Origin of the sequence: Metabacillus halosaccharovorans (assembly GCF_002019635.1) — a bacterium.
Taxonomy (GTDB): Bacteria; Bacillota; Bacilli; order Bacillales; family Bacillaceae; genus Metabacillus; species Metabacillus halosaccharovorans.
Genome location: NZ_KV917371.1, coordinates 2,933,018 through 2,956,656 on the forward strand (window position 1 = coordinate 2,933,018; position 23,639 = coordinate 2,956,656).

At 36.8% G+C, this 23,639-nt stretch carries 27 protein-coding genes and 1 pseudogene; 16 read left to right on the forward strand and 12 right to left on the reverse strand.

What is annotated here, in order from left to right; translation table 11 throughout:
• Positions 1–5 precede the first annotated feature (5 nt).
• Together BK577_RS14100 and BK577_RS14105 are read right to left on the reverse strand one after the other, a co-directional pair.
• Positions 6–1,007 carry a DUF3231 family protein gene (locus BK577_RS14100; RefSeq protein ID WP_342743294.1) on the reverse strand — a complete coding sequence of 334 codons (1,002 nt, stop codon included), beginning with the start codon at positions 1,005–1,007 and terminating at the stop codon, positions 6–8.
• A 168-nt stretch (positions 1,008–1,175) separates the two neighbouring features.
• Positions 1,176–1,337: a DUF2642 domain-containing protein gene (locus tag BK577_RS14105; protein WP_169908248.1), complete on the reverse strand. Its 162-nt coding sequence runs from the start codon at positions 1,335–1,337 to the stop codon at positions 1,176–1,178.
• Between the two features lie 282 nt (positions 1,338–1,619).
• Between BK577_RS14105 and BK577_RS14110 the strand changes: the two genes are divergently transcribed.
• The 11 genes from BK577_RS14110 (at position 1,620) to BK577_RS14160 (ending at position 13,799) form a co-directional block, all read left to right on the forward strand.
• Positions 1,620–2,888 (forward strand): hypothetical protein, encoded by a 1,269-nt coding sequence (locus BK577_RS14110; protein ID WP_078433368.1) that lies wholly within the window; start codon positions 1,620–1,622, stop codon positions 2,886–2,888.
• Positions 2,889–2,927: 39 nt separating this feature from the next.
• Positions 2,928–3,260 carry a hypothetical protein gene (locus BK577_RS14115; RefSeq protein ID WP_078433369.1) on the forward strand — a complete coding sequence of 111 codons (333 nt, stop codon included), beginning with the start codon at positions 2,928–2,930 and terminating at the stop codon, positions 3,258–3,260.
• Between the two features lie 95 nt (positions 3,261–3,355).
• Entirely contained in the window at positions 3,356–4,066 is a 711-nt protein-coding gene (locus tag BK577_RS14120) for a spore coat protein (protein ID WP_078433370.1), read from the forward strand.
• Between the two features lie 424 nt (positions 4,067–4,490).
• Positions 4,491–5,609: an NAD(P)/FAD-dependent oxidoreductase gene (locus BK577_RS14125; RefSeq protein ID WP_078433371.1), complete on the forward strand. Its 1,119-nt coding sequence runs from the start codon at positions 4,491–4,493 to the stop codon at positions 5,607–5,609.
• Positions 5,610–6,187: 578 nt separating this feature from the next.
• Positions 6,188–7,216: a LacI family DNA-binding transcriptional regulator gene (locus tag BK577_RS14130; RefSeq protein ID WP_078433372.1), complete on the forward strand. Its 1,029-nt coding sequence runs from the start codon at positions 6,188–6,190 to the stop codon at positions 7,214–7,216.
• Positions 7,217–7,390: 174 nt separating this feature from the next.
• On the forward strand, positions 7,391–8,416 hold the full coding sequence (locus BK577_RS14135; protein ID WP_078433373.1) for a LacI family DNA-binding transcriptional regulator: 1,026 nt from the start codon (positions 7,391–7,393) through the stop codon (positions 8,414–8,416).
• Positions 8,417–8,517: 101 nt separating this feature from the next.
• Positions 8,518–9,240 carry a ThuA domain-containing protein gene (locus tag BK577_RS14140; protein ID WP_026562252.1) on the forward strand — a complete coding sequence of 241 codons (723 nt, stop codon included), beginning with the start codon at positions 8,518–8,520 and terminating at the stop codon, positions 9,238–9,240.
• A 73-nt stretch (positions 9,241–9,313) separates the two neighbouring features.
• Positions 9,314–10,345 (forward strand): Gfo/Idh/MocA family protein, encoded by a 1,032-nt coding sequence (locus tag BK577_RS14145; protein WP_078433374.1) that lies wholly within the window; start codon positions 9,314–9,316, stop codon positions 10,343–10,345.
• Positions 10,346–10,350: 5 nt separating this feature from the next.
• A complete protein-coding gene (locus tag BK577_RS14150; protein ID WP_078433375.1) occupies positions 10,351–11,373 on the forward strand; it encodes a Gfo/Idh/MocA family protein in 1,023 nt (340 codons plus the stop codon).
• Between the two features lie 151 nt (positions 11,374–11,524).
• Positions 11,525–12,493: a sugar phosphate isomerase/epimerase family protein gene (locus tag BK577_RS14155; RefSeq protein ID WP_026562255.1), complete on the forward strand. Its 969-nt coding sequence runs from the start codon at positions 11,525–11,527 to the stop codon at positions 12,491–12,493.
• A gap of 109 nt (positions 12,494–12,602) precedes the next feature.
• Positions 12,603–13,799 (forward strand): class I SAM-dependent rRNA methyltransferase, encoded by a 1,197-nt coding sequence (locus BK577_RS14160; RefSeq protein ID WP_078433376.1) that lies wholly within the window; start codon positions 12,603–12,605, stop codon positions 13,797–13,799.
• Between the two features lie 202 nt (positions 13,800–14,001).
• On the opposite strand, the gene BK577_RS14165 is transcribed toward BK577_RS14160, so the two are convergent.
• Positions 14,002–14,199: a hypothetical protein gene (locus tag BK577_RS14165; RefSeq protein WP_078433377.1), complete on the reverse strand. Its 198-nt coding sequence runs from the start codon at positions 14,197–14,199 to the stop codon at positions 14,002–14,004.
• A 146-nt stretch (positions 14,200–14,345) separates the two neighbouring features.
• Here BK577_RS14165 and BK577_RS14170 point away from each other — a divergent pair, with 146 nt between their 5' ends.
• Both BK577_RS14170 and BK577_RS14175 read left to right on the forward strand, forming a co-directional pair.
• A complete protein-coding gene (locus tag BK577_RS14170) occupies positions 14,346–14,858 on the forward strand; it encodes a P-loop NTPase family protein (protein ID WP_078433378.1) in 513 nt (170 codons plus the stop codon).
• A gap of 249 nt (positions 14,859–15,107) precedes the next feature.
• Positions 15,108–16,241 (forward strand): DEAD/DEAH box helicase, encoded by a 1,134-nt coding sequence (locus BK577_RS14175; protein ID WP_078433379.1) that lies wholly within the window; start codon positions 15,108–15,110, stop codon positions 16,239–16,241.
• A gap of 296 nt (positions 16,242–16,537) precedes the next feature.
• On the opposite strand, the gene BK577_RS26375 is transcribed toward BK577_RS14175, so the two are convergent.
• The 7 genes and pseudogenes from BK577_RS26375 to BK577_RS14205 all read right to left on the reverse strand — a co-directional run bounded on the left by BK577_RS26375 (position 16,538) and on the right by BK577_RS14205 (position 21,611).
• Complete coding sequence (locus BK577_RS26375; RefSeq protein ID WP_425435944.1) at positions 16,538–17,008, reverse strand: peptidoglycan-binding domain-containing protein; 471 nt, start codon at positions 17,006–17,008, stop codon at positions 16,538–16,540.
• A gap of 93 nt (positions 17,009–17,101) precedes the next feature.
• Positions 17,102–17,623, reverse strand: a pseudogene (locus BK577_RS26380) (peptidoglycan recognition protein family protein); the annotation flags it as partial.
• Positions 17,624–17,894: 271 nt separating this feature from the next.
• Entirely contained in the window at positions 17,895–18,089 is a 195-nt protein-coding gene (locus tag BK577_RS14185; protein ID WP_026562261.1) for a YfhD family protein, read from the reverse strand.
• A 78-nt stretch (positions 18,090–18,167) separates the two neighbouring features.
• The gene (locus BK577_RS14190) at positions 18,168–18,296 is read right to left on the reverse strand and encodes a YfhE family protein (protein ID WP_078433381.1); all 129 of its coding nucleotides are present in this window, start codon (positions 18,294–18,296) and stop codon (positions 18,168–18,170) included.
• 283 nt (positions 18,297–18,579) lie between these two features.
• Entirely contained in the window at positions 18,580–19,137 is a 558-nt protein-coding gene (locus tag BK577_RS14195) for a GNAT family N-acetyltransferase (RefSeq protein ID WP_078433382.1), read from the reverse strand.
• A 421-nt stretch (positions 19,138–19,558) separates the two neighbouring features.
• Positions 19,559–20,683, reverse strand: coding sequence for an amidohydrolase (locus BK577_RS14200; RefSeq protein ID WP_078433383.1), 1,125 nt, complete (start codon positions 20,681–20,683; stop codon positions 19,559–19,561).
• Positions 20,684–20,711: 28 nt separating this feature from the next.
• Positions 20,712–21,611: a TIGR01777 family oxidoreductase gene (locus tag BK577_RS14205; protein ID WP_078433384.1), complete on the reverse strand. Its 900-nt coding sequence runs from the start codon at positions 21,609–21,611 to the stop codon at positions 20,712–20,714.
• Positions 21,612–21,724: 113 nt separating this feature from the next.
• Between BK577_RS14205 and recX the strand changes: the two genes are divergently transcribed.
• On the forward strand, positions 21,725–22,528 hold the full coding sequence (recX, locus tag BK577_RS14210) for a recombination regulator RecX (RefSeq protein ID WP_078433385.1): 804 nt from the start codon (positions 21,725–21,727) through the stop codon (positions 22,526–22,528).
• Between the two features lie 12 nt (positions 22,529–22,540).
• A complete protein-coding gene (locus BK577_RS14215) occupies positions 22,541–22,858 on the forward strand; it encodes a YfhH family protein (protein ID WP_139367310.1) in 318 nt (105 codons plus the stop codon).
• A gap of 37 nt (positions 22,859–22,895) precedes the next feature.
• Here the strand turns inward: BK577_RS14215 and BK577_RS14220 are convergent, their stop codons facing one another.
• On the reverse strand, positions 22,896–23,057 hold the full coding sequence (locus BK577_RS14220) for a YpzG family protein (RefSeq protein ID WP_078433386.1): 162 nt from the start codon (positions 23,055–23,057) through the stop codon (positions 22,896–22,898).
• A gap of 33 nt (positions 23,058–23,090) precedes the next feature.
• Positions 23,091–23,255, reverse strand: a complete 165-nt coding sequence (locus BK577_RS14225) for a small, acid-soluble spore protein K (RefSeq protein WP_026562267.1) — start codon at positions 23,253–23,255, stop codon at positions 23,091–23,093.
• A gap of 112 nt (positions 23,256–23,367) precedes the next feature.
• On the opposite strand from BK577_RS14225, the gene BK577_RS14230 reads away from it, so the two are divergent.
• On the forward strand, positions 23,368–23,637 hold the full coding sequence (locus BK577_RS14230) for a YfhJ family protein (RefSeq protein WP_078433387.1): 270 nt from the start codon (positions 23,368–23,370) through the stop codon (positions 23,635–23,637).
• Positions 23,638–23,639 lie beyond the last annotated feature (2 nt).

Consider the following 23,639-nt stretch of genomic DNA (forward strand, 5'->3'; position numbering starts at 1 on the left):
CGTCCCTATTTTTTAGATAATGTTTCCCGATCTTCAGCTAATGGGGGTTGTTCCAGCCATCCGTGTTTTATCAATAGTTCTGCACCATCTTCAGCGTATAGTCCAACTTCTGCCATAAGACGTGTGTATTCTATTGATAAGTCTCTTCTTTGTGAGACGGATATAGCTGCTCCGTAATAGCCTATAGCGGCTGATATTAAAATGACAATATGATTTAGCATTAATTTATCGGAGTAGGGTGGAGTTGTGGAATTTGTTACTTCTGACACCCATGAAGCAGGCGATGCTAGCCCATCCTTCGTCAATGTATTACTAAGTATACTAAACTGTTTTTCACATAGCTTTTTTCCTCTTTGGAAGTATTTCCTTACATCTTCTTTTTGACAAACTTGTCCAAATCCGACTTCTAACACGACCTTCACAATAATTTTTACCATGTTGAAGCTAATACCGCTAATCTCAACAGCACTTAAAGGGCGTTTTTTACCAAGCCAGCCAGTTAAATAACGTTGGTTATTGACAAAATCGACTTCATTAGGAGTATTAATTCTTGGAGCTTTGCTATATAACCCTTTATTCAACATAACATTTGCAATTCGTTCATATAGCTCCATTGTTTCCTTATTACATTGGATAAAGTAGTTGATTTGGTCTGGACGGGAGGAAGTAGCTACTGCCCCGGCGTAACCTGTTAGACCAAGTAAGGTCATAACATGCATATAGCTTAACATAAAGGTGTCAGTAAATAAGGAAGGGGCATTCACATTAACATCTTCTTTTACTGAAAAACCTTTTGGGGTTGGGAAATTCTCTTTTTCAAAGGTCTCTGTGATTTTTGCAATATGGGATTCAGCAAGACTGCGGGCAAATTCAAGAATTTCCTTTACTTCTTCATCTTTTGCTTTTTCAATTGAATGAGTAAGAAAACAGATTGATAAAGAATCATTTATATACTGAGTCCAAAGGTTTGCAATCTCTGATGAAGTAAGTTCAACATTATGGCTCATATTGTTCACCGAAAAACCTCCATTGATCATGTCATCTAATCATATGTATTTGCTCAAATTATTTTTATAGTATTGATCAATGTCGGATTTTTATGATAAAGAGGGCTATCTGTCTCTGTGAAATTTCTTTTAAGCACCGTAGAAAGGCGCCAAAACACGCCAAGAAAACTAAGTTTTTGGAGTAATGAAATAGATAATACTTGCAAATTTAATATGATAATTTAAATCACCGATTGTTAATTGTAGATGGTCAATGGCTACTCCTGTTACTTTTCCATCTAATTGTTGGCCATGGATTGTGACAACTCTAATCTTTTTTCCCATTTGCATGAGTAAATGCTCCATAAAAACGGGTTCAGTAGGGACATTGTATGTGGGAGAGAGTTGTTTCATCATGGCAGGAAAATGACTTGAATAAACGTATTTTCCTGGAGGTAACACGGAATTTTGGGTTCTATATGCATAACTTTGTATTATTTTTCCCTCCTTTATTAATTGTAACGTATGAATGAAATGATCTATGTGTCACCGTTTGAGTGATATCGAAACTTTTGTAAATCTTAACCGTATTTATATGTGTGCGTGTCTGATCTAGATAAAGGAGGAGAAGAATTGGATTCAAGAATAAAAAAATTAATAGATCTTACGAAAAAGAAATTTGGATTGCAAAACTACTACTTACAAACACATGAGATATATAGAAGAGTCAACTTTTTCAGTGACACTGTTTATACATTATGTATGGAGTGGTTTCCAAATCATGAAACAGATGAAGAAGATGGCTCAAATCCAGACGGGACAGCAGTTATTGAAATAGATATACATACTCAGAAATTCACGAGTGCAATTTTTGTTAGTGGTAAAACATATGCACATAATGGGGTGTCGTTTGCGAATTTTACGAATAATGACATTATAAAATGGATTGAACAGGAAACAGGATTGGTTTATGAGAAACAATTCAAATTGCGTAGGGAAGAAGAGAGAGAGCTTCTTTTTATGGAATGTATTGACGGTACAGCTGTTTCACCTTCAGGATTTATTGAGGTTCATTATGATGAAGAGGGAAAGCTGACCTTCTTTTCAAACCATGGTCACTATCCTTCGAAAGAAATGGTTCTTGAAGAAACTTATTCCCTAACCTTTGAAAAGATCGAACAGTTGGCAAAGGAGCAATTGCAGCTGCTTGAATATCCTTCAAATGAGCAGAAGCGTTTATTTCCTCTGTTTGCAGTTGAAGAAATTTATATTAGAAATGATCAAAGCTACACGATTCCCTTTGAAATGTTTGCGGATGTAAACTCATATCGGGAAATAAATCAAACGATTTTCTGGGATGAGCCCCTTAAACAAACGTTTGATCAAAAAGAATTGAATTGGAATGATGTGGTATCTGTAGAACAAGCATATGCAGCTGAGCCATCACCAGATTCTTTTCCAATAACAATGGATGAAAAAGAGAAATGTATATTAGCAGTTAAAGACTTATTACGTCAGGAATATTCGAACGAATCTGGTATGTGGGTTCTAAAAACACTCCATCGGGAAAAAGGATATATCCATGCCATGTTAAGAGCGAAAAAACAAGACAAGCGTGTGTTTCAAAAAAAGTTAATGCTAATGATTGATCCAGAAAGTTTTCAAGTAGTTAACTATATGGATAATAAATTCATGCTGGAACACTTCGATGAATTTCAAGCACCTGATAAGATTACAATCGAAAAAGAAGATGCCTTTGAAAAATTGAAAGACTTGTTCGAACTAAAACCCTATTATGTCTATGATTTTGATAAAAAACGCTATGTTCTTTGTGGAAAAGTAGACTGTGAATACAGTGTGAATGCATCAACCGAAGAAGTGATAATGTTAGATAATTTGTAGTAGCCGGTGCAAAACATTATAGAAGGAGATGAGATATAAATGAGCTGGGAATTAAAAGGTACAAATGTTTTGCATATATATGCTCAAGGTGCATGGCATCAGGAAGCCTATATTGTTGGGAATAAAGAGGGGTTATTGGAGCTTCGAAATGCAATAGATGAGGCGCTAAAATCAAAGGAAGCTGTTGCAAATGTATTCCCGACAGATGGAGAAGGCTATGATGCTTATGTGTTGTTAGTAGATGAAAATGAGGAAGATAAGTTTCACTCTTTAAAACTTCCGTACACAGGGAAAAATATGAGGTTTGAAGTTAAATTTGATGATGAAGAAGTAAATATTCATCATCCGCATATCCTTGTTAAAAATACATAAGCCATCTCTACATAACCTTTAGTGAAGCAAGTAGCAAGATGACTAAATGCCCATAGGATATATGATAAAGGTTATGAGAAAAGGGGTGGCACACAATGTATAATTATAGAGCAAATCAAAGTGTTGTGGCATATGGAGTAGGTGATGTGACTGGTGACAAGGTTCCTGATCATGTTTATTTAACAGGTACAAAAACACCTGATAGTCCATTTATTCAACAAATCACACTTCATGTTCAGGATGGGAGAACAGGTAGTATAACGAATGTTCCACTGCCCAAAAATGCAAATGCAGGGTATAATCCTTACTTATTTCTTGGTGATTTCACCGGAGATGGAGTGGCTGATATTTTGATTAGCATCGCTACAGGTGGAAGTGGCGGGATCATGTATCATTATCTGTACTCCTTCTTAAATAATAAGCCAAAACTTCTATTTGATTTTAATAAATATAACGAAGAATACACGTACGAAGTGATCTATCAGGATAACTACAAAGTAAAGGTAATCAGTCAAAAAAATAATCAAACATATATGATTGATCTATCAATGAGAGATCCTGAATATTTAAATGAAATATATGATAAAAATGGAAAGTTAAAGAATTCCATTACAGGTTTTGTGAACCCTCTAAGTGGGCTATATCCAGTAGATTTTGATTATAATCATGTGTTTGAGTTAGTAGCCTATCAAAAAATTGCCGGAAGATATAATGCTGATGCCTTAGGATATGTGTTAAACACATTAAGCTGGAAAAATAACAAGTTTCTTTTGCAAAATCAAAATGTAGCTATATTTGGATCCTGAAAAGTTTGAATCTTCAAAAAACAATGTCATAAAATATAACATGAATGTAGAATACCTCTTTTATCTTTTATATAGTTAAGATAACAAAAAGGTAAAGGGGCTGTTGACATGAAAAAATCTAGAGTTGGCTTTATCACATTTTTAATCTTAACAGTAAGAACTGTATTCACATACTAATATGACACGGACACAAAGAGGATGAGACTCCTCTTTTTTTTTGCAGGTAAGAATGTATAAAGTTTTGTACTTAGTGTTGGTGTCTAGACACTCAGGAATTGAAGACAAAGAACGTCTTCTATTTCTAAGTGTCTTATGCCTGTCGGGGCTGTTCAAGGAGCTTGCGCTTTTCTTATGACAAAATTGTTTCCTGCTCCAATGTAAAGTAAAATAAAAGACAAATTCGATGAAGAAAAGGTGTTTTATTTTGAAGAAAATTATTGTCATTGGAGCGGGAATTCTGGGGGCATCAACTGCTTATCACTTAGCAAAAGCTGGTGCGGATGTTACAGTCATTGACAGGAAGGATCGGGGACAAGCAACAGATGCAGCAGCGGGAATTGTTTGTCCATGGCTATCTCAACGACGTAACAAAGCATGGTATCAGCTCGTGAAAAATGGTGCTCGTTACTATCCTGAATTAATAAAGAAACTTGAAGAAGATGGAGAAAAAGAAACAGGATATAGTCGAGTAGGCGCGATAAGCTTACATCAAGATCCTGAGAAGTTAGAAAAAATGGCTGAACGTGCCCGGAAACGCAAGGAAGATGCACCGGAAATTGGTGAAATTATGATTTTAACTCCTAACGAAACAAAAGCATTATTCCCTCCACTATCAAAAGAATATGGTGCTGTGTATGTGAGTGGTGGAGCGAGAGTTAACGGGAGAGCTTTGCGTAATGCCTTAGTACAAGGAGCGAAAAAGAATGGCGCCACTTTTATTGAAGGTAATGCCATTTCACTTATTCGGGAAGGTCGGACCATAAAGGGCGTAGAAATAGAGCAAGATCGATTTCAGGCTGAGCAGGTTCTTATTACTGGAGGGGCTTGGTCAAACGAATTAATCCAGCCATTGGGAAAGAAATTTCAAGTTTCGCCTCAAAAGGCTCAAATTGTTCATCTTGAAATGTCAAATGAAGATACAAGTAAATGGCCGGTTGTCATGCCTCCAAATAATCAATATATTTTAGCTTTTGATCAAGGAAGAATTGTTGTCGGGGCAACACATGAAGATGAGGCAGGCTTTGATGAGCGTGCAACAGCAGGAGGACTTCATGAAATTTTGACAAAAGCACTGGAGATTGCCCCGGGCTTACATGACAGCACACATCTTGAAACAAGAGTTGGATTTCGTCCATTTACACCAGGTTTTTTACCTGTCATCGGTTCACTGCCTGAATTTGAAGGACTCCTTTTGGCAAACGGATTAGGTGCATCAGGTTTAACAAGTGGTCCATATCTAGGAATGGAGCTCGCAAACCTTGCATTAGGGCAGGAACTGGATCTTGATTTGAGTCTATATCCAATTGCAAATGCTGTTGAATAAGAAAAGGATGAGCCGAGTTATGCTCATCCTTTTCTTATCGATTTTATGAAATAGTCTGAGAAAATGGTGTCTGCAAAAATAACCGAAAAACTGCAAGATTAAATCTGTAAGCTGCAAAAATATGCTGAGGATTGCAAAAATAAAGTCAAAGTTGCAAGAAAATCTATAACTTTGCAAAATTGTCTATCTCAAAACGAATTTCCTTGTGAAACAACAACGTAATAAGTAAATATCTCTATCCCTACATAGCATAAACCATCACTTTTACAGTAAAAACACTTAATTGATAGAGAAAATACACACTAAAAGCCACAAATGTAAAGAAAACTAAAAAGATAGCAGGAACAATACGTTTTACCATTATATAAACCTCGCAATCTAGTAAGATAATAGCAGTATGGTCAAAAAACATTTTTTTATACGCTAAGTGAAAAAAAGTTTATCCAATAAATAAATAAAAACTAGTAAAATTAATAATGTAAACGTATAATATTTAGTAAATATATTAGAAATAATTGTGAGTGCGTACTACTTAAAATGGCGAACAGTAGATACTTCGAAAGAATAAAGGTGAGGTCATGGCAACGATTAAGGACATAGCAGAAAAGGCAGGAGTATCACCGGCTGCGGTTTCAAGAATTTTAAACAATGATACAACTTTGTCTGTTGGAGAAGAGACAAGAAAGAGAGTGTTAGAGGCTGCGGCGGCTCTAAATTATAAACCAACAAGAAAAAGAAATGTTAATAAAACAACAAATATGTATGAAATCGGCATAGTCTCTGCCGCTTCACAAGAGGATGAAGTATCGGATCCGTATTTTATGGCTATACGTCTGGGGATCGAAATGGCATGCTCCAAACTTCCTTTTAAGATAAAAACGATGTTATATGCTGGTAACAGCTCTTCATTCGAAGAATTAAAGCAGCTGGATGGAGTCATTGTCATCGGAGGAATTGAACCTTCATCTGTTCAGGAATATTGTAAGGGGCATAAAAATATCGTTTTTATCAACCATTTACCAGAAACAGGTGAATATGATGTGGTTGCATCAGGTTTGGATAAAGCAATAGAAGATGTTCTGAATTATTTAATGGATAAAGGACATACAAAAATTGGATTTATCGGCGGTTATGACATGTGCAACAGACTAAATGATAGTCAGAGTTTGGGAGAAGTCCCGGATATTAGAAATATAGCTTATGAGAAAGTCATGAAGGAAAAGAAACTCTATCGGCCGGAGTTGGTTCAAATTGGTGAATGGGGAGCAACAGGAGGCTATCAGCTCATGAAAAAGTTCATAGAAGCCGGAACACTCCCAACTGCTTTAGTTTGTGCAAGTGATCAAATGGCTATCGGGGCAATGAGAGCATTACATGAAGCACACATTCGTGTCCCACAGGATCTATCCGTTATCGGGGTGAACGATATAGAGGCAGCAGAATTTCTGAATCCTCCGTTATCAACTGTTAGAATTCACACTGATGAGATGGGAAGGACGGCAGTAAAACTATTATACGACCGATTGAAAGGAAGAGAAATTCCAATTAAAGCTGTACTAAGTACAAAATTAATGATAAGAGACAGTTCCTCCACTCCTAATAAATAAGCAGTAAGAAGGAACCTCTGATGTAATATAAATAGAGGTTCTTTCATATATTTTTTGAGGGTAAGAGGATAATAGATTTATTTTTTAAAGGAAAATAAGGATTGTTCTTGATCTTCTGCTACCATTCATTATATAATGACATCAAAGTTAGTTAACCGTTTAACCGGAGGCAAAATGAAGCAGAAAATAACGATAAGAGATGTAGCAAAACATGCCGGGGTTTCACCAGCGACTGTTTCCTATGTGCTTAATGGTATAAACAAGGTATCAGAAGAAACAAAGGAAAGAGTTATGCTTTCTATTCGTGAGCTTAACTATCAGCCTGATTTTACGGCAATTAGTTTATCAAAAAGAAAATCAAATATGATCGGTGTTATAATGCCGCTCGTAGGTGATACGCTTGCACCCATTCTTAAGGACAACCCTTATTTTAGTGAGCTTCTAAGCGGAGTCGAATATATCTGTCGTAAAAGTGGTTATGATTTTGTTTTATCAGGCATTTCCAATGCGGAAGAATGTAAAAACTGGATTATGAAGAGAAATTTAGATGGACTAATCGTTTTAGGGAAATTTCCTTTATATTTATTAGAAGAAATGAAAACGCTGTCTATACCGCTGGTTTTTATTGACTCCTTCGAGGATTATACAAATCATTATCATAATATACGTATAGATGATGAACTAGGTGGATATCTGGGCACAAAGCATTTAATAGAATTAGGTCACCGTAATATATGCTTTATCCCCAATGGAAAAGTTGATTATGCGGTAGATGGCCAGAGATTTTTAGGATTTAAACGGGCATTAGCTGAAGGGAATATACCACTTAAAGACGAAATGGTGCTAGAAGGAAGATACAATTCCTTTGAAAACGGCTATTTAATTGGAAAAGATCTCGTGAAAAATAAAAACATAACAGCAATCTTCACTTCATCAGATATTACGGCATTAGGGATTATGAAAGCAGCTAATGATTCTGGTCTAAGAATTCCTGATGATCTATCAATTGTAGGTTTTGATGATTTAATGATCAGCCGCTACTCTTCACCAAGCTTAACAACCATTCGCCAAGATGTTTTTCGTAAAGGGGCGGTTGCAACTGAAACAGCCATCCATGCAATAGAAAATGAAGATGTGAAGACAGAAGAAATTATGCTTTCTGTTGAATTAGTAGTCAGAGGATCGACTAAGGAAAAATAACACTTTAAGGAGGTGAACTCATCTAATCTCATTGTGTAATGATGAATTGTTAACCGGTTCACTATATGTATAAAAAATAAATTTTGATTAGGGTGATATAAATGACAAACGTAACAGTATGGAATGAAAATAGACATGAACAGAAAAATCCGGTCGTAAGTGAAATTTATCCTAAAGGAATTCACGGTGCGATTGCCGAATTTCTACAAGAAGATAATTATGAGGTTAGAACAGCTACATTAGATGAGCCTGAGCATGGGTTAACCGATGAAGTTCTGGAAAATACAGATGTACTAGTATGGTGGGGACATCTTGCCCATCATGAAGTTGATGATTCAATCGTAGAAAAAGTTCAACAAAGAGTACTTGATGGAATGGGACTTGTTGTCTTGCATTCAGGTCATTTTTCTAAAATTTTCAAAAAGTTAATGGGGACTAGCTGTGATTTAAAATGGCGTGAAGCGGATGATAAAGAACGTCTATGGGTTGTAGATCCTAGCCATCCAATTGCTGACGGTGTTGGAGAATACATTGAACTTGAAAAAGAAGAAATGTATGGTGAGCACTTTGATATTCCGGCTCCGGACGAATTAATTTTCACAAGCTGGTTTGAAGGTGGAGAAATCTTCAGAAGTGGCTGTGTATTCAAACGTGGTAACGGAAAAGTATTCTATTTCCGACCGGGACATGAAACATATCCTACGTACCACAATGAACAAGTTCAACTTGTCATTAAAAATGGCGTAAAGTATGTAAGCCCTGTCAACCGCAAGCGTCCAGTGTATGGAAATGCAAAACCGCTTGAGACTATTTCAGCAAAATAATCTTAGATATACACTTTGAAATCATAAAAAAGAAGGGGAGAGTTCCCCTTCTATAAAAATGGAGGAATGTAAAATGGGTAAATTACGAGTTGGAGTTATTGGATGTGGAAGTATTGCACAATATCGTCACCTTCCTGAATATGCAGCAAACCAGAATGTTGAACTAGTAGCAGTATGTGACATCGTGGAAGACCGTGTAAAAGAAGTTGCAAATAAATACGGTGCAAAAGCATTTACTGACTATAAAGAACTTATTGCAAGTGGAGAAGTAGATGTAATTAGCGTATGTACTCCAAACTACCTTCATGCACCTGTCTCAATTGAAGCCTTAAACAATGGTCTTCACGTATTATGTGAAAAACCGATGGCAACATCTCAAGAAGAAGCAGATGCAATGATTGAAGCAGCGAAAAAGAATGATAAAAAACTAATGATTGCTCATAACCAACGTTTTGTACGTTCTCATGAGCTTGCACGCCAGCTAATTGAAAGCGGTGCACTTGGAAAAATCTACAGCTTCCGTACAGCATTCGGTCATCCGGGACCAGAAGGCTGGAGTATCGATGGAAGAGAAAGCTGGTTCTTTGAAAAAGAAAAAGCATATATCGGTGCAATGGGTGATTTAGGTGTTCACAAAACAGATTTAATGCGCTATTTACTTGGAGAAGAAATTGTTGAAGTTGGTGCTTTCATTGAAACAACAGCAAAAGAAGGTGCTGATGTAGATGATACAGCTGTTTGTGCCCTTAAAACAGAAAGTGGAATCATTGGAACTCTTGCAGCAAGCTGGTCTTATACAGCAAAAGAAGATAATTCAACCATCATCTATGGTGAAAAAGCGATCCTGCGCTTGGAAGACAATCCAACATATTCATTAGTTGTTCAATACACAAATGGTGAAGTTGTGAACTATGCATTAGGTAAAATTCAATCAAATGATGAGGGTGGCCAAAACACAACTCATGTGATTGATAACTTTGTCACATCAATTGTAGAAAACACAGAGCCGCCAATTAACGGTGAAGAAGGTATGAAGTCATTAGCTGTTATTTTAGCAGCCATTAAATCAAATGAAACAAAAACAATTGCTAAAGTATTTGAGTGATAAAAATGAATAAACTACGTATCGGAATCATTGGTGTTGGCGGAATTGCACAAGGCCGCCATATTCCAGCCTTTCAAAGCTTTGCTGATGACTGTGTGATTACAGCAGTCAGTGATGTAAATATAGAGAGAGCACAGGAAGTTGCAACAACAAACAATATAGAACATGTAGTAGAAGATTATCGTGAACTATTTCAGCATGTTGATGCCGTATGTATTTGTACACCGAATAAGTTCCACGCTGAAATTACAATCGCCGCTTTAGAAGCGGGAGTAAATGTCCTTTGTGAAAAGCCAATGGCACTTTCTGCAGAAGAATGTGAAAGAATGCTGGAAGCTTCAAAGCGTACAGGGAAAGTATTAGCGATAGCGTATCACTATCGTTTTATGAAAAACTCTCAAGCTGCTAAACAATTAATGGAAGAAGTGGGAACTCCGCTTGTCACAAGAGTTCAAGCATTGAGAAGAAGAAAAGTTCCTGGCTGGGGTGTGTTCACAAACAAATCCCTTCAAGGTGGAGGTAGTTTAATAGACTATGGCTGCCATCTGTTGGACCTTGCCATTTGGTTAATGGGAAGTCCGAAACATGTAGAAGTAAACGGCAGCACATATAATGTGTTAAGCAAAACGCCAAATGGTGTCAACCAATGGGGAACCTTTGATCATGAAACCTTTGATGTAGATGATCATGTGACAGCATACATTAAGTTTGAAAATGGTGCTTCGCTCTTATTGGAAACATCATGGGCAGCAAATATACTAGACGATCAGGAACATCTAAGTATCTCAGGAGTAGATGGCGGTATAAGTGTATTTCCACTTGAGCTCTACACAGCCAAAAACGGCATGTTAATGAATAGCCAAGCTGCTTGGGTACAAGGTGAAGATAACCCTGGAATTGCTCAGGTGAAAAACTTCATTGATGCATGTCGTGGAGAAGCTGAGTTAGTCGTAAAACCTGAAGAAGCATTACAAGTTTCACAGATTATCGATGCAATTTATCAATCTGCTGAAAGAACTAAGGGATAAATTAGTAGAACTGAATTCGTATAGGTTGTTGCTTTAGAATACTATTTTTATAACCTTAGTGTCTGGAGCGTAATGGAACTTGTTCTTAGAGATTAACTATATTATTAGTTAAAAGTGTTCAACCATAATCCAAATTACAGGAGGAATTCCAATGAAATTAGGCGTATTTACAGTACTTTTTAATGACAAATCATTTGAAGAAATGTTAGATCGTGTGAAAGCATCAGGCCTTCACGCAGTAGAAATCGGTACAGGCGGATATCCTGGAAATACTCATTGCGAATTAGATGCTCTACTGGAAAGCGAAGAAAAGCGTAACGAATATCTTGCGAAAATCCAAGAGCGCGACCTCATCATCAGTGCATTCAGCTGTCACGGTAACCCGATTTCACCAGACAAAGAATTGGCAAAAGACCATCATGAGACAATCATGAAAACAATCAAACTAGCTTCACTAATGAATGTACCTGTTGTTAATACATTCTCAGGTACACCAGGTGACAGTGAAGATGCGAAATATCCTAACTGGCCTGTCACACCTTGGCCGAATGAATATGGTGATGTGTTAAAATGGCAATGGGAAGAAAAACTAATTCCGTACTGGAAAGAAGTCGGAGCATATGCACAAGAGCATAATGTGAAAATTGGCTTGGAATTACACGGCGGATTCTTAGTTCACACTCCATATACATTATTAAAACTTCGCGAAGAAACATGTGATGCAATCGGCGCTAACTTAGATCCAAGTCATCTTTGGTGGCAAGGTATTGATCCGGTAGCAGCGATCAAAATTTTAGGAAAAGCAAATGCTATTCACCATTTCCATGCAAAAGATACATACATTGATCAAGACAATGTAAATATGTATGGATTAACGGACATGCAGCCATACGGCGAAGTTCAAACAAGAGCATGGACATTCAGATCTGTTGGTTGTGGACACAGCTTAACAGAATGGAATGATATCATGAGTGCCCTTCGCACATACAACTACGATTATGTTGTAAGCATCGAACATGAAGACCCAATTATGTCAATTGACGAGGGCTTCGAGCGAGCTGTTACAAACCTGAAAACAGTATTAATCAATGACCAGCCATCTCAAATGTGGTGGGTATAAGATAAAGATTGGCCCCTCTAGTACCAGAGGGGTTTTCTTTTTTTGCAAAAAATCTGTATGATGGAGAATAGATTCGTTTGACGGAAATAAATGAAGCATAGGTGAAAAGATGGCAAATCCAATTCGAGTACAGATAAAACCAAACTATGTAAAGCAATTTAGATCAGGTTATCCTCTTATCAACAAAGAAGCAATCAAAAATAGTGAAGTTCTAAAACAAGAGGGTTCGATTATTGATCTTGTTGATGAAAGAAATCAATTTATAGCTAAGGGATACTATGGAATACAAAATAAAGGTAGAGGTTGGATCTTAACTTATAACCAAAGGGAAGTCATTGATCAATCCTTTTTTGAGAAAAAACTTAAAGCTGCGGTTGAAGCTCGCCGATCTTTTTATGATGATCCTGATACGACTGCTTTTCGCGTTTTTAATGGTGAAGGAGACGGCATCGGCGGATTAACGATTGATTGCTATGAAGAAGGATACTATGTGGTCACTTGGTATAGTGAAGGAATTTATTCTTTTAAAGAAGAAATTATAAAGTCTCTCAGCAATATCGCAGATTTTAAAGGAATCTATGAAAAGAAACGATTTGATGTTAAGGGTACTTATATGGAAGATGATGACTTTGTTACTGGTGAGCGAGCCAACTTTCCGCTAATTGTGAAGGAAAATGGAATCCGATTCGCAGTTTACCTAAATGACGGGGCAATGGTAGGCGTTTTCCTTGACCAGAAAGATGTTCGCAAAGCAATCCGTGATAAATATGCAAAAGGAAAAAATGTATTAAATACCTTTTCCTATACTGGAGCCTTTTCTGTAGCAGCGGCACTTGGAGGTGCAGCAAAAACGACAAGTGTGGATTTAGCAAATCGCAGTAAAGCAAAAACAATTGAACAGTTTAGTGTAAACTCACTTGATTATGAAGCACATAGTATTATCGTTGAAGATGTATTTAACTATTTTAAATATGCTGTGCGAAAAAAACTGTCATTTGATATGGTCATTTTGGATCCGCCAAGCTTTGCCAGATCAAAGAAGCATACCTTTAGCGCAGGAAAGGACTATCCGGAGCTATTGAAACAGGCGATCCAAATAACGGAGAAACAGGGAATCATTGTTGCTTCCTCTAATTGCAGTACCTTTGGAATGCAGAAGTTTAAAGGATTTATCGAAAAGTCATTTCAGGAAATAGGAGAAACGTATAAAATCCTTGAAGAATTTAGTTTGCCGAAAGATTTTAAAACAATAAAGGAATTTAAAGAAGGAAACTATTTAAAAGTTGTTATCATAAAAAAACTGTAAGCTAAAAGACTGACATTCCCGGGAATGTCAGCTCTTTTTAATACTATCAGAATTTATAAGTTTTGTAATTAGTTTCAGTGTCTAGCTCCAGCGCCTAGCCCCTCTAGGGTCTAGCCAATTTGGAATTGAAGGCAAAGAACGCCTTCTATTCCAAATCGCCTTATTTGCCCAAGGCTGCCCAAGGCGCTTGCGCTTTTCTTAGCTAATTGATAATCAAATAGGATTTATATTCTTTAATAATGTCCCCACGTTTTCCTAAAAGTTTTTTATATTCTCTTAATAAATCTGTATTACTTCTATCTTTTACCCACTCAGAAAATGCACGCTCACATTCTCTCGAAATGGTTGACAACTCATTGTTAATTTCATTCAATTTCTTAATATGAACATGCGTAACCATTGGGTACCACCTTTCACCAATTGTCTCTCTATTTTGATATGGAAAGCTGACTTTTTGTTACTTTTTCATATGATAATTAGGTGATACCCTAAATTTCTATTACGTAAACATAAAAATAAAAATATTTAACTAAGGGGTAGGGAATTTTGAAGAAAATTATGGTTATAGGGGTATCAGCAGGTGCGGGAAAATCGACATTCGCGAGAAAACTATCGGACTTTCTTCAAATAAACGTGCACCATCTTGATACGATGTACTGGGAACCGGGATGGGTTGAAGCATCATTTGAAGATTTTAAATCCAGGCAACTAGAAGTTATCAATCAACAGGAATGGATTATCGAAGGAAATTATCGCAACACCTTTGAAATGAGAGTAGAAAAGGCAGACACCATTATTTATATCGAAAAGCCATTGACAGTCTGTCTATATCGGGTCATGAAAAGATGGCTAACGAACATAGGAAAAGATCGGCCAGACCGTGCCATCGGTTGTAACGAAAAGATAGACATGGCCTTCATCAAATTTATATGCAGCACATATTTTCAACGTAAGAAAAAGATGAGACAACAACTTGAAAAGCTGAAATCTAGTAAACAGGTCTTCATTTTTACAACAAATACAGAAATTGACACATTTTTGCGTAGACTAGCGAATTAGAATTATTTCTGGGGAAATATGACGAATTACTGATTCATATATTACACTGGGTGGAAATTAGCTATACTATAGATAGTGGTGAGAATAGTTATTTGCTATGGTGCTGTTTTCGTTAAGATAATTTCTTTAGAATCTAAATTGTGAAAAACTAACCCCGTGCTTTCTATAATTAAACAGCATTAAGTGTTTGAAAATAATGAACCCTTTAACATGAATACATACAGAAGTTAGTGAAGGAGATAAACAAATATGTCAGAACAAAACTTTTTACAAGACGCAGAATCATTTTTACAAAATAATTGGGAAAAAGCAAATTTCCCAGAACCTACAGCAATCCAATTAAAAGCAATCCCTCCAATCCTGGAAGGAAAAGACGTTATCGCTGAATCTCCAACAGGAACAGGAAAAACCCTTGCATATGTGCTCCCGCTTTTAAACAAGGTAGATGTTAATAGAAAATCAGCACAAATCGTGATATTAGCACCATCAAGAGAGCTTGTCATGCAAATCTTTGAAGAAGTGAAGAAATGGTCAGAAGGAAGTACCATCACAAGTGCCTCTTTTATCGGTGGCGCAAATATTAAAAGACAGGTTGAAAAACTAAAGAAAAGCCCTCAAGTAATCCTTGGAACACCTGGAAGAATCCAAGAATTAATAAAAATGAAAAAGTTGAAAATGCATGCAGTTAAAACGGTTGTACTAGATGAAGGAGATCAACTTTTAACTCCGGAGCATAAAAAGACAATTCAGGAAATTATTAAATCGACATTAAACGAACGCCAAGTTGTCTTGTTCTCAGCTACCACAAATGAAAGCACAGAATCCAGAGCGAGAGATCTTATGAAAAAGAATCCTGAAATCATTAAGGTGAGCAGAGATGAAATTCCGGTTGGACAAGTTGATCATGTGTATCTTGTTTGTGAACAAAGAGAAAAAGCACACATCCTCGAAAGATTGGCCAAAAATATACCGATGAAAGCTTTAGGGTTTGTAAAGGATATCGGAAACTTAGATGTCTTAGGAGAAAAGCTTGAATTTAATGGAGTAGATGTTCATCTTTTACATAGTGATACAAAGAAAGAAGAGCGTGAAGCTGCACTAAAGAGCCTTCGATCAGACAAACAGGGACTTTTGCTTGCTACTGATGTGGCAGCGAGAGGCTTGGATATTGCTGAGTTATCACATGTTATCCACTATGACCTGCCGGCAAATGCCTCACAATATGTTCACCGCTCAGGCAGAACAGGACGCCAAGGAGCATCAGGTACGGTTATTTCGATTGTAACAGAGAGGGAAGAAAGAGAGTTGAAGAAACTGGCAAAAGAGCTGGATATTACTCTTGTGAAGAATGAATTATACAGAGGAGAATTAGTTGAAAAATAAAAAAAGAAATTTTGTACTTAGTGTAGGTGTCTAGCTTCAGCGCCTAGCCCCTCGAGGTCATAAGTCAATTTAGTCAATTTGGAATTGAAGGCAAAGAACGCCTTCTATTCCAAATCGCCTTATGCAGGTCGGGCTGGTCAAGGCTCTTGCGCTTTTCTTAACAAGAAAGCACGCTACTCTATATGAGCAACGTGCTTTTTCGCTTCATGATGTGAGTACTGTGATGTACTAATACTTTATGTTGCAGAAGGAATTGTTATACATCTTTTTTACAGATTTTTAGGGTGAGACTTGTGCTAGTCATCTAAATCCATTCGTATATACTTTCTTGTGTTTGGTCCGTAGATTCCATCATCTTTAAGTGCTGCATACATGGATTGAAATCTTCTTACTGCATCTTCTGTTCGGGGACCGTAAACTCCATCAACCGTACCTGGATTATAGTTTATTTGCTTAAGGGCTCTTTGCAATTGTCTAACATTTTCTCCTTGATCTCCACGTCTTAAAACACCGCTTGGTAGAGGGAAATCAGGTGCTGATACTCTTTGCTGGTTCACCTGCTGCAATTTTGATAACGTGACTTGACCAACTAAACCATCTACAGCTAAATTATGATCTCTTTGAAACCTCATAACCGCATTTTCAGTTTCTTCTCCAAACACACTATCTGCACCATAGCGAGGTAATCTGTATCCCGCTTTAATGAGTTGCTGCTGAATATCCCGAACGAATGCACCTGAAGCACCTTCCCCAATGGGTAACTTCACAGTGGATCCTTTTGTTACCCGATTTGGGGCCGGAGCTGTTTGCTGTGGAGGTTTGCTTGGCTGATTGGGCTGACTTGGTGTTTGGACACCATTAAAGTTTCGAAAAGCTTCAACGACATCATCTATAAACATCGACCAAGATATGCCGTTTGTTCTCAGGATTCCTACTGGATCCGTTCTTCTAGAAGGATCTAAAGTGGCATGAGCAACAATATCAGACTTAGGATCCAGATTAAATCTGTCACATAAATACGCATGATACCAAACGTATCGATCATATGCAGCATCAAAATTTATTTTACCACCATGGCATAATTCAACACCGATCGCTGCGCTATTTGCATTGGCACCGTAAAGTCTGTTATCTGCTGTAACATTTGAACGGACATGATAGGCGATCTCGGTTAAAGGAATTATTTCTAAAATATATTTATCATCAATAAAGGTATGAGCAGAAGCAGATGGTTGTTGTCTATCAAAATAATTACGATTTCCATAAGCTGTCGAGCCCGGATTTCCAGTGTCATGACTTACTATGAAACGTACGGTGTTTATTCGTTGCCCTGGACGGGAATTTCCGGTACGAATATAATCTTGTGTTATTTCATAAGCCAACTATTAACACCCCTGTCTAAATTTAATACAAAGTAATACACTGTATTATATGTTTTTTGTATGGGAATGTTCACTTTGAAAAGTTATTAACAGTTCCCACAATATACACAGGAGAGAAGTTTTGGAGAAATTATGTAACCTGTGGATAATTTATGCCTTATTTTAGAGATATTAACATACATATCCACATTATCCACAACTTTAGTATTGGTTTATCCACATCTTTTTCCACAAATAGAAAAGGAAGTGGAGTTGTCCACTTCCATTCTTATTAGGAATTACGGTTTGTACTTTGTCGTTGATTGGCAGCGTTTGCTCTAGCTTGAGCCTCCAGATCAGCTTGATCTGCTAATTCTCTTGAAAATTCTTCATCCACACCATCTCTTTTTAGGTTTTTAGGTGTTTGTGGAAGAGTTGTTGAGTTCTTATCACGTGCTTTATGGTTATGTTGATGACCTCTGCCCATGAAAAAAAGCCCCCTTAATAAAATTGAACTTTTCGTTCAAGTTTAGGATGGCTTATTTTCGTCATTTCATGTTGGAAGTTAGTGACTATTTTTGCTTATGTATCCACCAGCACGATCAGCATTTTTGAATTCTCTAGAGTATGTCACTTCCTGCATACTGGAAAGTGTACTTTTTGATTTATCTCGTCTTTTCTTTTCTGATGCCATCATGATCATCCTTCCAAAATATAGTATTCAAGGTTTAGTTTTGACAAGGGGTGAGAGATTCATACAGATTGTCTTGAAATTTAGATGTTGTGGAGGATGATAGTTGGTCGATTTTTGGCGAAAAATGTCTAATAGTAAATATATTCTCAGAATCGTTAATAAATCTCGAGAATCGAAAATATATCTTCAAAACCGTAAATAAATCCACAGAATCGAAAATATGTACTCTACACAAGGTTCCTCTCCGAATAAAAAAGGCGGGATTCAATAGAATCCCACCTAATTAAGCCTCTTTCAGCTGTTGATCATCAACTTCAGACGCATTATGGTATTTATAAATTGTATATTGATCTCTAGTAATTTCAAACAAATTAAAAATGTCTTCGCCATTGTTAATTTGTTCTAGTAAATGTGCTCTTGTTTCATTGGCATTTACAACATAAGGTAGTTTTTCTGCGGCTCTAGTTGAGCGGATGTTTTGTTTGCGAATTCGCAAGAAGATTGTTTCGATATCTAATTCGTAGAATAGCTCATTAAAGAAAGCGTCTTTTGCCATCTGATTATAGCCTTTGCCATGATAAGGTTTGCCGATCCAGGTGCCTAAAAAACCTGCTTTGTCTTGGATATCAAACAAACTGATTGTGCCGATTGGAGAGCCCCATTCATCTAAAATGGTACGTGAAATCAATTCACCTCGTTCTTCAGCCTCAATCGTTTGTTTTGTTAGAAATAGATATTCTTCAAAAGAATTTGCTTTATGACGCACAAATGGGAAGACATCAGGGTGAACCATGTGTTCATAAAGTGTATGACTATCATAAATATCACGTTTTTTTAGCATCTGGATCCCTCCAACCTGAGGGCAGACTCCACGTGATATGGTCGTCCTCACCCTCGAAATTTTTTATGTTGATTTACCTTCAAAAAATTTCGGGGTGGGAATCGAACCCACTAGAACCAGTAAAGCTGGTGGCGCACCATTTGCCTTCCCATTACTAGATTTAATTGTGTTTTCATATAAAAGCATTGCTTCCATGAAGTATCATACGGCATTTTAAATGAAAAAGATACTCCTTTTTTGTCGAATTAAAAAATATTTTTTATATCGTACAATAGTTGTTGATTTGGCAAACTTTATGATATTCTGGCAATTTATTCTGCTTGTAAAACATACTAATATCATATGTTTTAGTACGTTAAATTAAAACAGCTTAAAAGAAGCCTGACGAAAAACAAAACAATAGTAAGATAATATTATTTTGTCACTTTTTATATACGATGTCACCGTTAATCATTGTTAATTCCGGCTTGGCAAGATAGTGGAAGGGGTGGTAATTCCAGATAACAAGGTCTGCGTCTTTACCGACTTCTATACTTCCGACTCTTTCATCTACTCTTAAATTGCGTGCTGCAGTAATTGTTATCCCTTCCAGTGCTTTTTGTTCATCAAAACCTTCTCTCACGGCGAGAGAGGCACATAGATTTAAATATTGAATCGGGGTATACGGGTGATCGGTTGTGATAGAGACTTCGACACCTTTCTCGGATAGTGCTTGATAAGTTTCCCATGTTTTGTTTTTTAATTCTATTTTTGATCTTCGGGTTAAAGTGGGTCCCACACATACTTTTATTTTCTTCCCTACCAATTCATCTGCAATGAGATGTCCTTCTGTGCAATGCTCAATTCGATAGTCTAAGTTGAATTCCTCTGCAAATCGTATAGCACTCATTATGTCATCTGCTCTATGAGCATGGATGCGTACCGGGATTTCCCTTCGTAATGCTTTTTTTATAGGAATGGAACGGAAATCTTCTTTTTCATCACAATATTTTGCCTGATAGAAAGCCTCACGAAGCATACCCATTATACCCATTCTTGTAATGGATTCTTTATTGCCGTGGCTATGCATTCGTTTAGGATTTTCACCAAGAGCAATTTTAAGACCAGCTGTTTCCTGCACAATCATTTTTGAAACATTAATACCATATGTCTTGATAACAGAAGTGGTTCCTCCTATCACATTTGCGCTTCCCGGCATCACATGTGCGGTTGTGATGCCGTATTTAATGGCATCCTTAAAAGCCGGATCCAGTGCATGAACACCATCTAATGCACGGATATGCGGGGTAATGGGCTCGATCGTTTCATTGGCGTCATTACCAGCCCAGCCAGTGCCTTCGTCATAGAGACCTAAGTGTGTATGAACATCAATAAATCCGGGGAATAAATATTTATCCTTACATATAATCATATCTGTCGATTCAGTGGGTTCTAAATTTTTCCCAATAGCCTTAATTTTACCGTTTTCAACAAGAACATCTGTCTCATAAACAGGAGGAGAGGTTATCGGATAAACGGTTGCTTGTTTAAAAAGTGTTAATTTCATCCTTCAATACTCCTTGTTTTCACCATCTTTAAGATGATGCTAAAATATCTTGTAACGCTTTATCAACATGTGGATAAGTAAATGTGAAACCATCTTCTAACGCTTTTTCTGGTAATACTTTTTGACCTTCCAAAATAAGCAGGCTCATTTCACCTAACACCATTTTTAGAGCAAAGGCGGGAGCAGGAAACCAATGAGGACGGCTAAGAACATTGCCGATTGTTTTTCCGAACTCGTTCATTGTTACAGGATTTGGAGATACAGCATTGACCGGTCCTGAAACAGTTGAAAAGATGATATGTTCAATTAGGCGGACAAGATCCATCACATGAATCCATGACACCCATTGTTGTCCTGAACCAAGGCTGCCACCTGCAAACAATTTATACGGCAATACCATCTTCGATAACGCTCCTTCATCACCTAACACAATTCCAAATCGAGTGAAAACAGTACGAACATTGAGCTCCTGGATCCTGCTTGCTTCCTTTTCCCAAGTTTCAACTGTTTCTGCAAGAAAATCTGAACCAGTTTCATTTGACTGTTCGGTAAACGTTTTTGTTAAAGAGGTACCGTAAAGACCGATTGCACTTGCATTAATGAATACTTTAGGTTTTTCACGTAAAGAGGAAATGATCGAGTAAATAGCTCTTGTTGATTGAACTCTGCTATCAATTATTTGTTTTTTCGCCTCTTCGGTCCAACGGTCATTAATGGACTTTCCAGCTAAGTTGATTATGACATCAACACCTTCAAGAGACAGAGCGGGATTTGAGGTTTCTGTCATCCATTGAACAAAATGTAAGTTCTTTTCAGCAGAAGTTTTTTGGCTTCGTGTTAAAATATAAATATCATGACCTTTATTTAAAAAATACTGTGTTAAATGCTTCCCAATAAAACCAGTACCACCCGAGATTGCAATTTTCAATAACAACACTTCCTGTTCATGTATTATTCTATAATTCATTAATACCATTAATTTTGAAAATATCCTCTTTTGAATGTGTTATGTTATTAAAAAGATAGTAGGTGAGAACAAGGATGGCTTTGATTACAAAAATTACAACCCAAAAGCAATCAACAGAACGATTCAATATATATTTGGACGACGGTCAAGGAGAAAAGTATGCATTTAGTGTTGATCAAGATGTATTCATTAAATACAATCTCCGAAAAGGCCAGGAAATTGATGAGCTCGAAATCCATGAGATCCAATATGGAGATCTTAGTAAAAAGGCATATAATAAAGCCTTAGAGTTCTTAAGTTATCGTATGCGCTCGATAAAAGAAGTGGCCGAACATTTAGCAAAAAAAGAATTTAATGATGTAATTATTCAAGACGTCATCTACAAATTAAAAGAGTACAACTATGTTGATGATTTGGAATTTGCTATTGCTTATGTACGGACTCAAAAACAAACAAATGGAAAAGGACCAAGTGTTTTAAAAAGAGAGCTAATCGGAAAAGGCATTAATCAGGGCTTTATCGAACAAGCACTTCAAGAGTACAACGATGATGATCAGCTACAAGAGGCAATTGATCATGCAGAAAAGCTGCTAAAAAAGAATAACAAAATATCCACGGTCCAGCTCAAGCAAAAAATTGAACAGCACCTTATGAGGAAAGGCTTTCCTTACGATATTATTTCTAAGGTATTAGATGAAGTCCAATATGAACAAGATGAATCAGAAGAATGGACGGCCCTAATGAAGCATGCTGAAAAAGCACAAAGAAAATATCAAAATGAAGATCCCTATCAGTATCGAATGAAGATGAAACAATTTTTATATAGAAAAGGGTTTTCCATTGAGTTGATTGAAAAGTTTCTTGAAGATGAAGAATGAGGGGGATAAAAAGTGTTAACAAAGCGTTATAGTGAAATGACGGAGTATGAATTGAAAAATGAAATAGCCGGCCTTAAGGAAAAAGCAAGAAAAGCAGAGCAGCTGGGAATTATCAATGAGTTTGCCGTTTTAGAAAGAAAAATTACGATGGCAAAATCCTATTTGTTAGATCCTGACGATTATAAGCCTGAAGAAGTTTATGAAATTGAAGGAGCACCTGGCGAGTCCTTTAAAATTAACTATATGAACGGAATTTTTGCGTGGGGATATCGGTTATCATCACCTGATCATGAGGAAGCATTACCTATTTCTATGTTAATAAAAGGGTAACTCAATAGAAGTACCCATTGAGTTACCCTTAAATCTGTTACGATTGCTTTCTTGTTTGTCTTTTTAAAATGATGAGGTCTTGGGATTGTTGTGTTTGCCCATTTACTTGAGCATGTGCATGTTTTGGATTAGCCCAAGGCTGATTGAATGGATTTGAATACATATTGTCGTAAAATTTTTTATGACTGTGTGAACCCATTATTAAGCACCTCCACAAGTTTGGTTTAGCGTATTAAGAGTAAGGATTTTCACGTTGACCAGATGCTCTCATCCGTTCTTGCGGGTGAGAGTTAATTGTCCCGTTTGCTCTTTTTGAAGCAAATTCATCTTTAGCTCTTGGTTCGCCTTCAAACTTGTTGTTGCCCATGTTTGGAAATCCTGATGCTTTGTTACGCAACACAATCCCCTCCAAATCATCATTTATTAGCTTCAATTAAGTGAAGCGTATTAATAGTATGGTTGCTAAATGGTGAAATATAAGTAGAGAATCCTGCCTAGAGGTGAGAATAATGGAAGATTATTTTGAACGATTAACAAATGAGCTGTTAAACAAAAATAACAGTTTATCCTATGCCCAAGCACGAACATGGGTAGAACTGCTTTGGGAAGACTTTGAATCAACCCAAGCCAAAACAGGAAATACTTATCAAGGAAAACAAGTAACAGAAACAGTCGTGAGACAATTAATTACGCATTATGGAGACAAGCTGCATGATTTTATTGCAACTAATCCGAAGTATCGTGACTTACTGAATAAGGATGATTATTTAAAACATTAAAA

Coding starts and splice junctions, on each gene's coding strand:
- BK577_RS14100 (WP_342743294.1), bottom strand. CDS start 1,007: ATGAGCCATAATGTTGAACTTACTTCATCAGAGATTGCAAACCTTTGG.
- BK577_RS14105 (WP_169908248.1), bottom strand. CDS start 1,337: ATGCAAATGGGAAAAAAGATTAGAGTTGTCACAATCCATGGCCAACAA.
- BK577_RS14115 (WP_078433369.1), top strand. CDS start 2,928: ATGAGCTGGGAATTAAAAGGTACAAATGTTTTGCATATATATGCTCAA.
- BK577_RS14120 (WP_078433370.1), top strand. CDS start 3,356: ATGTATAATTATAGAGCAAATCAAAGTGTTGTGGCATATGGAGTAGGT.
- BK577_RS14130 (WP_078433372.1), top strand. CDS start 6,188: ATGGCAACGATTAAGGACATAGCAGAAAAGGCAGGAGTATCACCGGCT.
- BK577_RS14135 (WP_078433373.1), top strand. CDS start 7,391: ATGAAGCAGAAAATAACGATAAGAGATGTAGCAAAACATGCCGGGGTT.
- BK577_RS14140 (WP_026562252.1), top strand. CDS start 8,518: ATGACAAACGTAACAGTATGGAATGAAAATAGACATGAACAGAAAAAT.
- BK577_RS14145 (WP_078433374.1), top strand. CDS start 9,314: ATGGGTAAATTACGAGTTGGAGTTATTGGATGTGGAAGTATTGCACAA.
- BK577_RS14150 (WP_078433375.1), top strand. CDS start 10,351: ATGAATAAACTACGTATCGGAATCATTGGTGTTGGCGGAATTGCACAA.
- BK577_RS14155 (WP_026562255.1), top strand. CDS start 11,525: ATGAAATTAGGCGTATTTACAGTACTTTTTAATGACAAATCATTTGAA.
- BK577_RS14160 (WP_078433376.1), top strand. CDS start 12,603: ATGGCAAATCCAATTCGAGTACAGATAAAACCAAACTATGTAAAGCAA.
- BK577_RS14165 (WP_078433377.1), bottom strand. CDS start 14,199: ATGGTTACGCATGTTCATATTAAGAAATTGAATGAAATTAACAATGAG.
- BK577_RS14175 (WP_078433379.1), top strand. CDS start 15,108: ATGTCAGAACAAAACTTTTTACAAGACGCAGAATCATTTTTACAAAAT.
- BK577_RS14185 (WP_026562261.1), bottom strand. CDS start 18,089: ATGGGCAGAGGTCATCAACATAACCATAAAGCACGTGATAAGAACTCA.
- BK577_RS14190 (WP_078433381.1), bottom strand. CDS start 18,296: ATGGCATCAGAAAAGAAAAGACGAGATAAATCAAAAAGTACACTTTCC.
- BK577_RS14195 (WP_078433382.1), bottom strand. CDS start 19,137: ATGCTAAAAAAACGTGATATTTATGATAGTCATACACTTTATGAACAC.
- BK577_RS14200 (WP_078433383.1), bottom strand. CDS start 20,683: ATGAAATTAACACTTTTTAAACAAGCAACCGTTTATCCGATAACCTCT.
- recX (WP_078433385.1), top strand. CDS start 21,725: ATGGCTTTGATTACAAAAATTACAACCCAAAAGCAATCAACAGAACGA.
- BK577_RS14220 (WP_078433386.1), bottom strand. CDS start 23,057: ATGGGTTCACACAGTCATAAAAAATTTTACGACAATATGTATTCAAAT.
- BK577_RS14230 (WP_078433387.1), top strand. CDS start 23,368: ATGGAAGATTATTTTGAACGATTAACAAATGAGCTGTTAAACAAAAAT.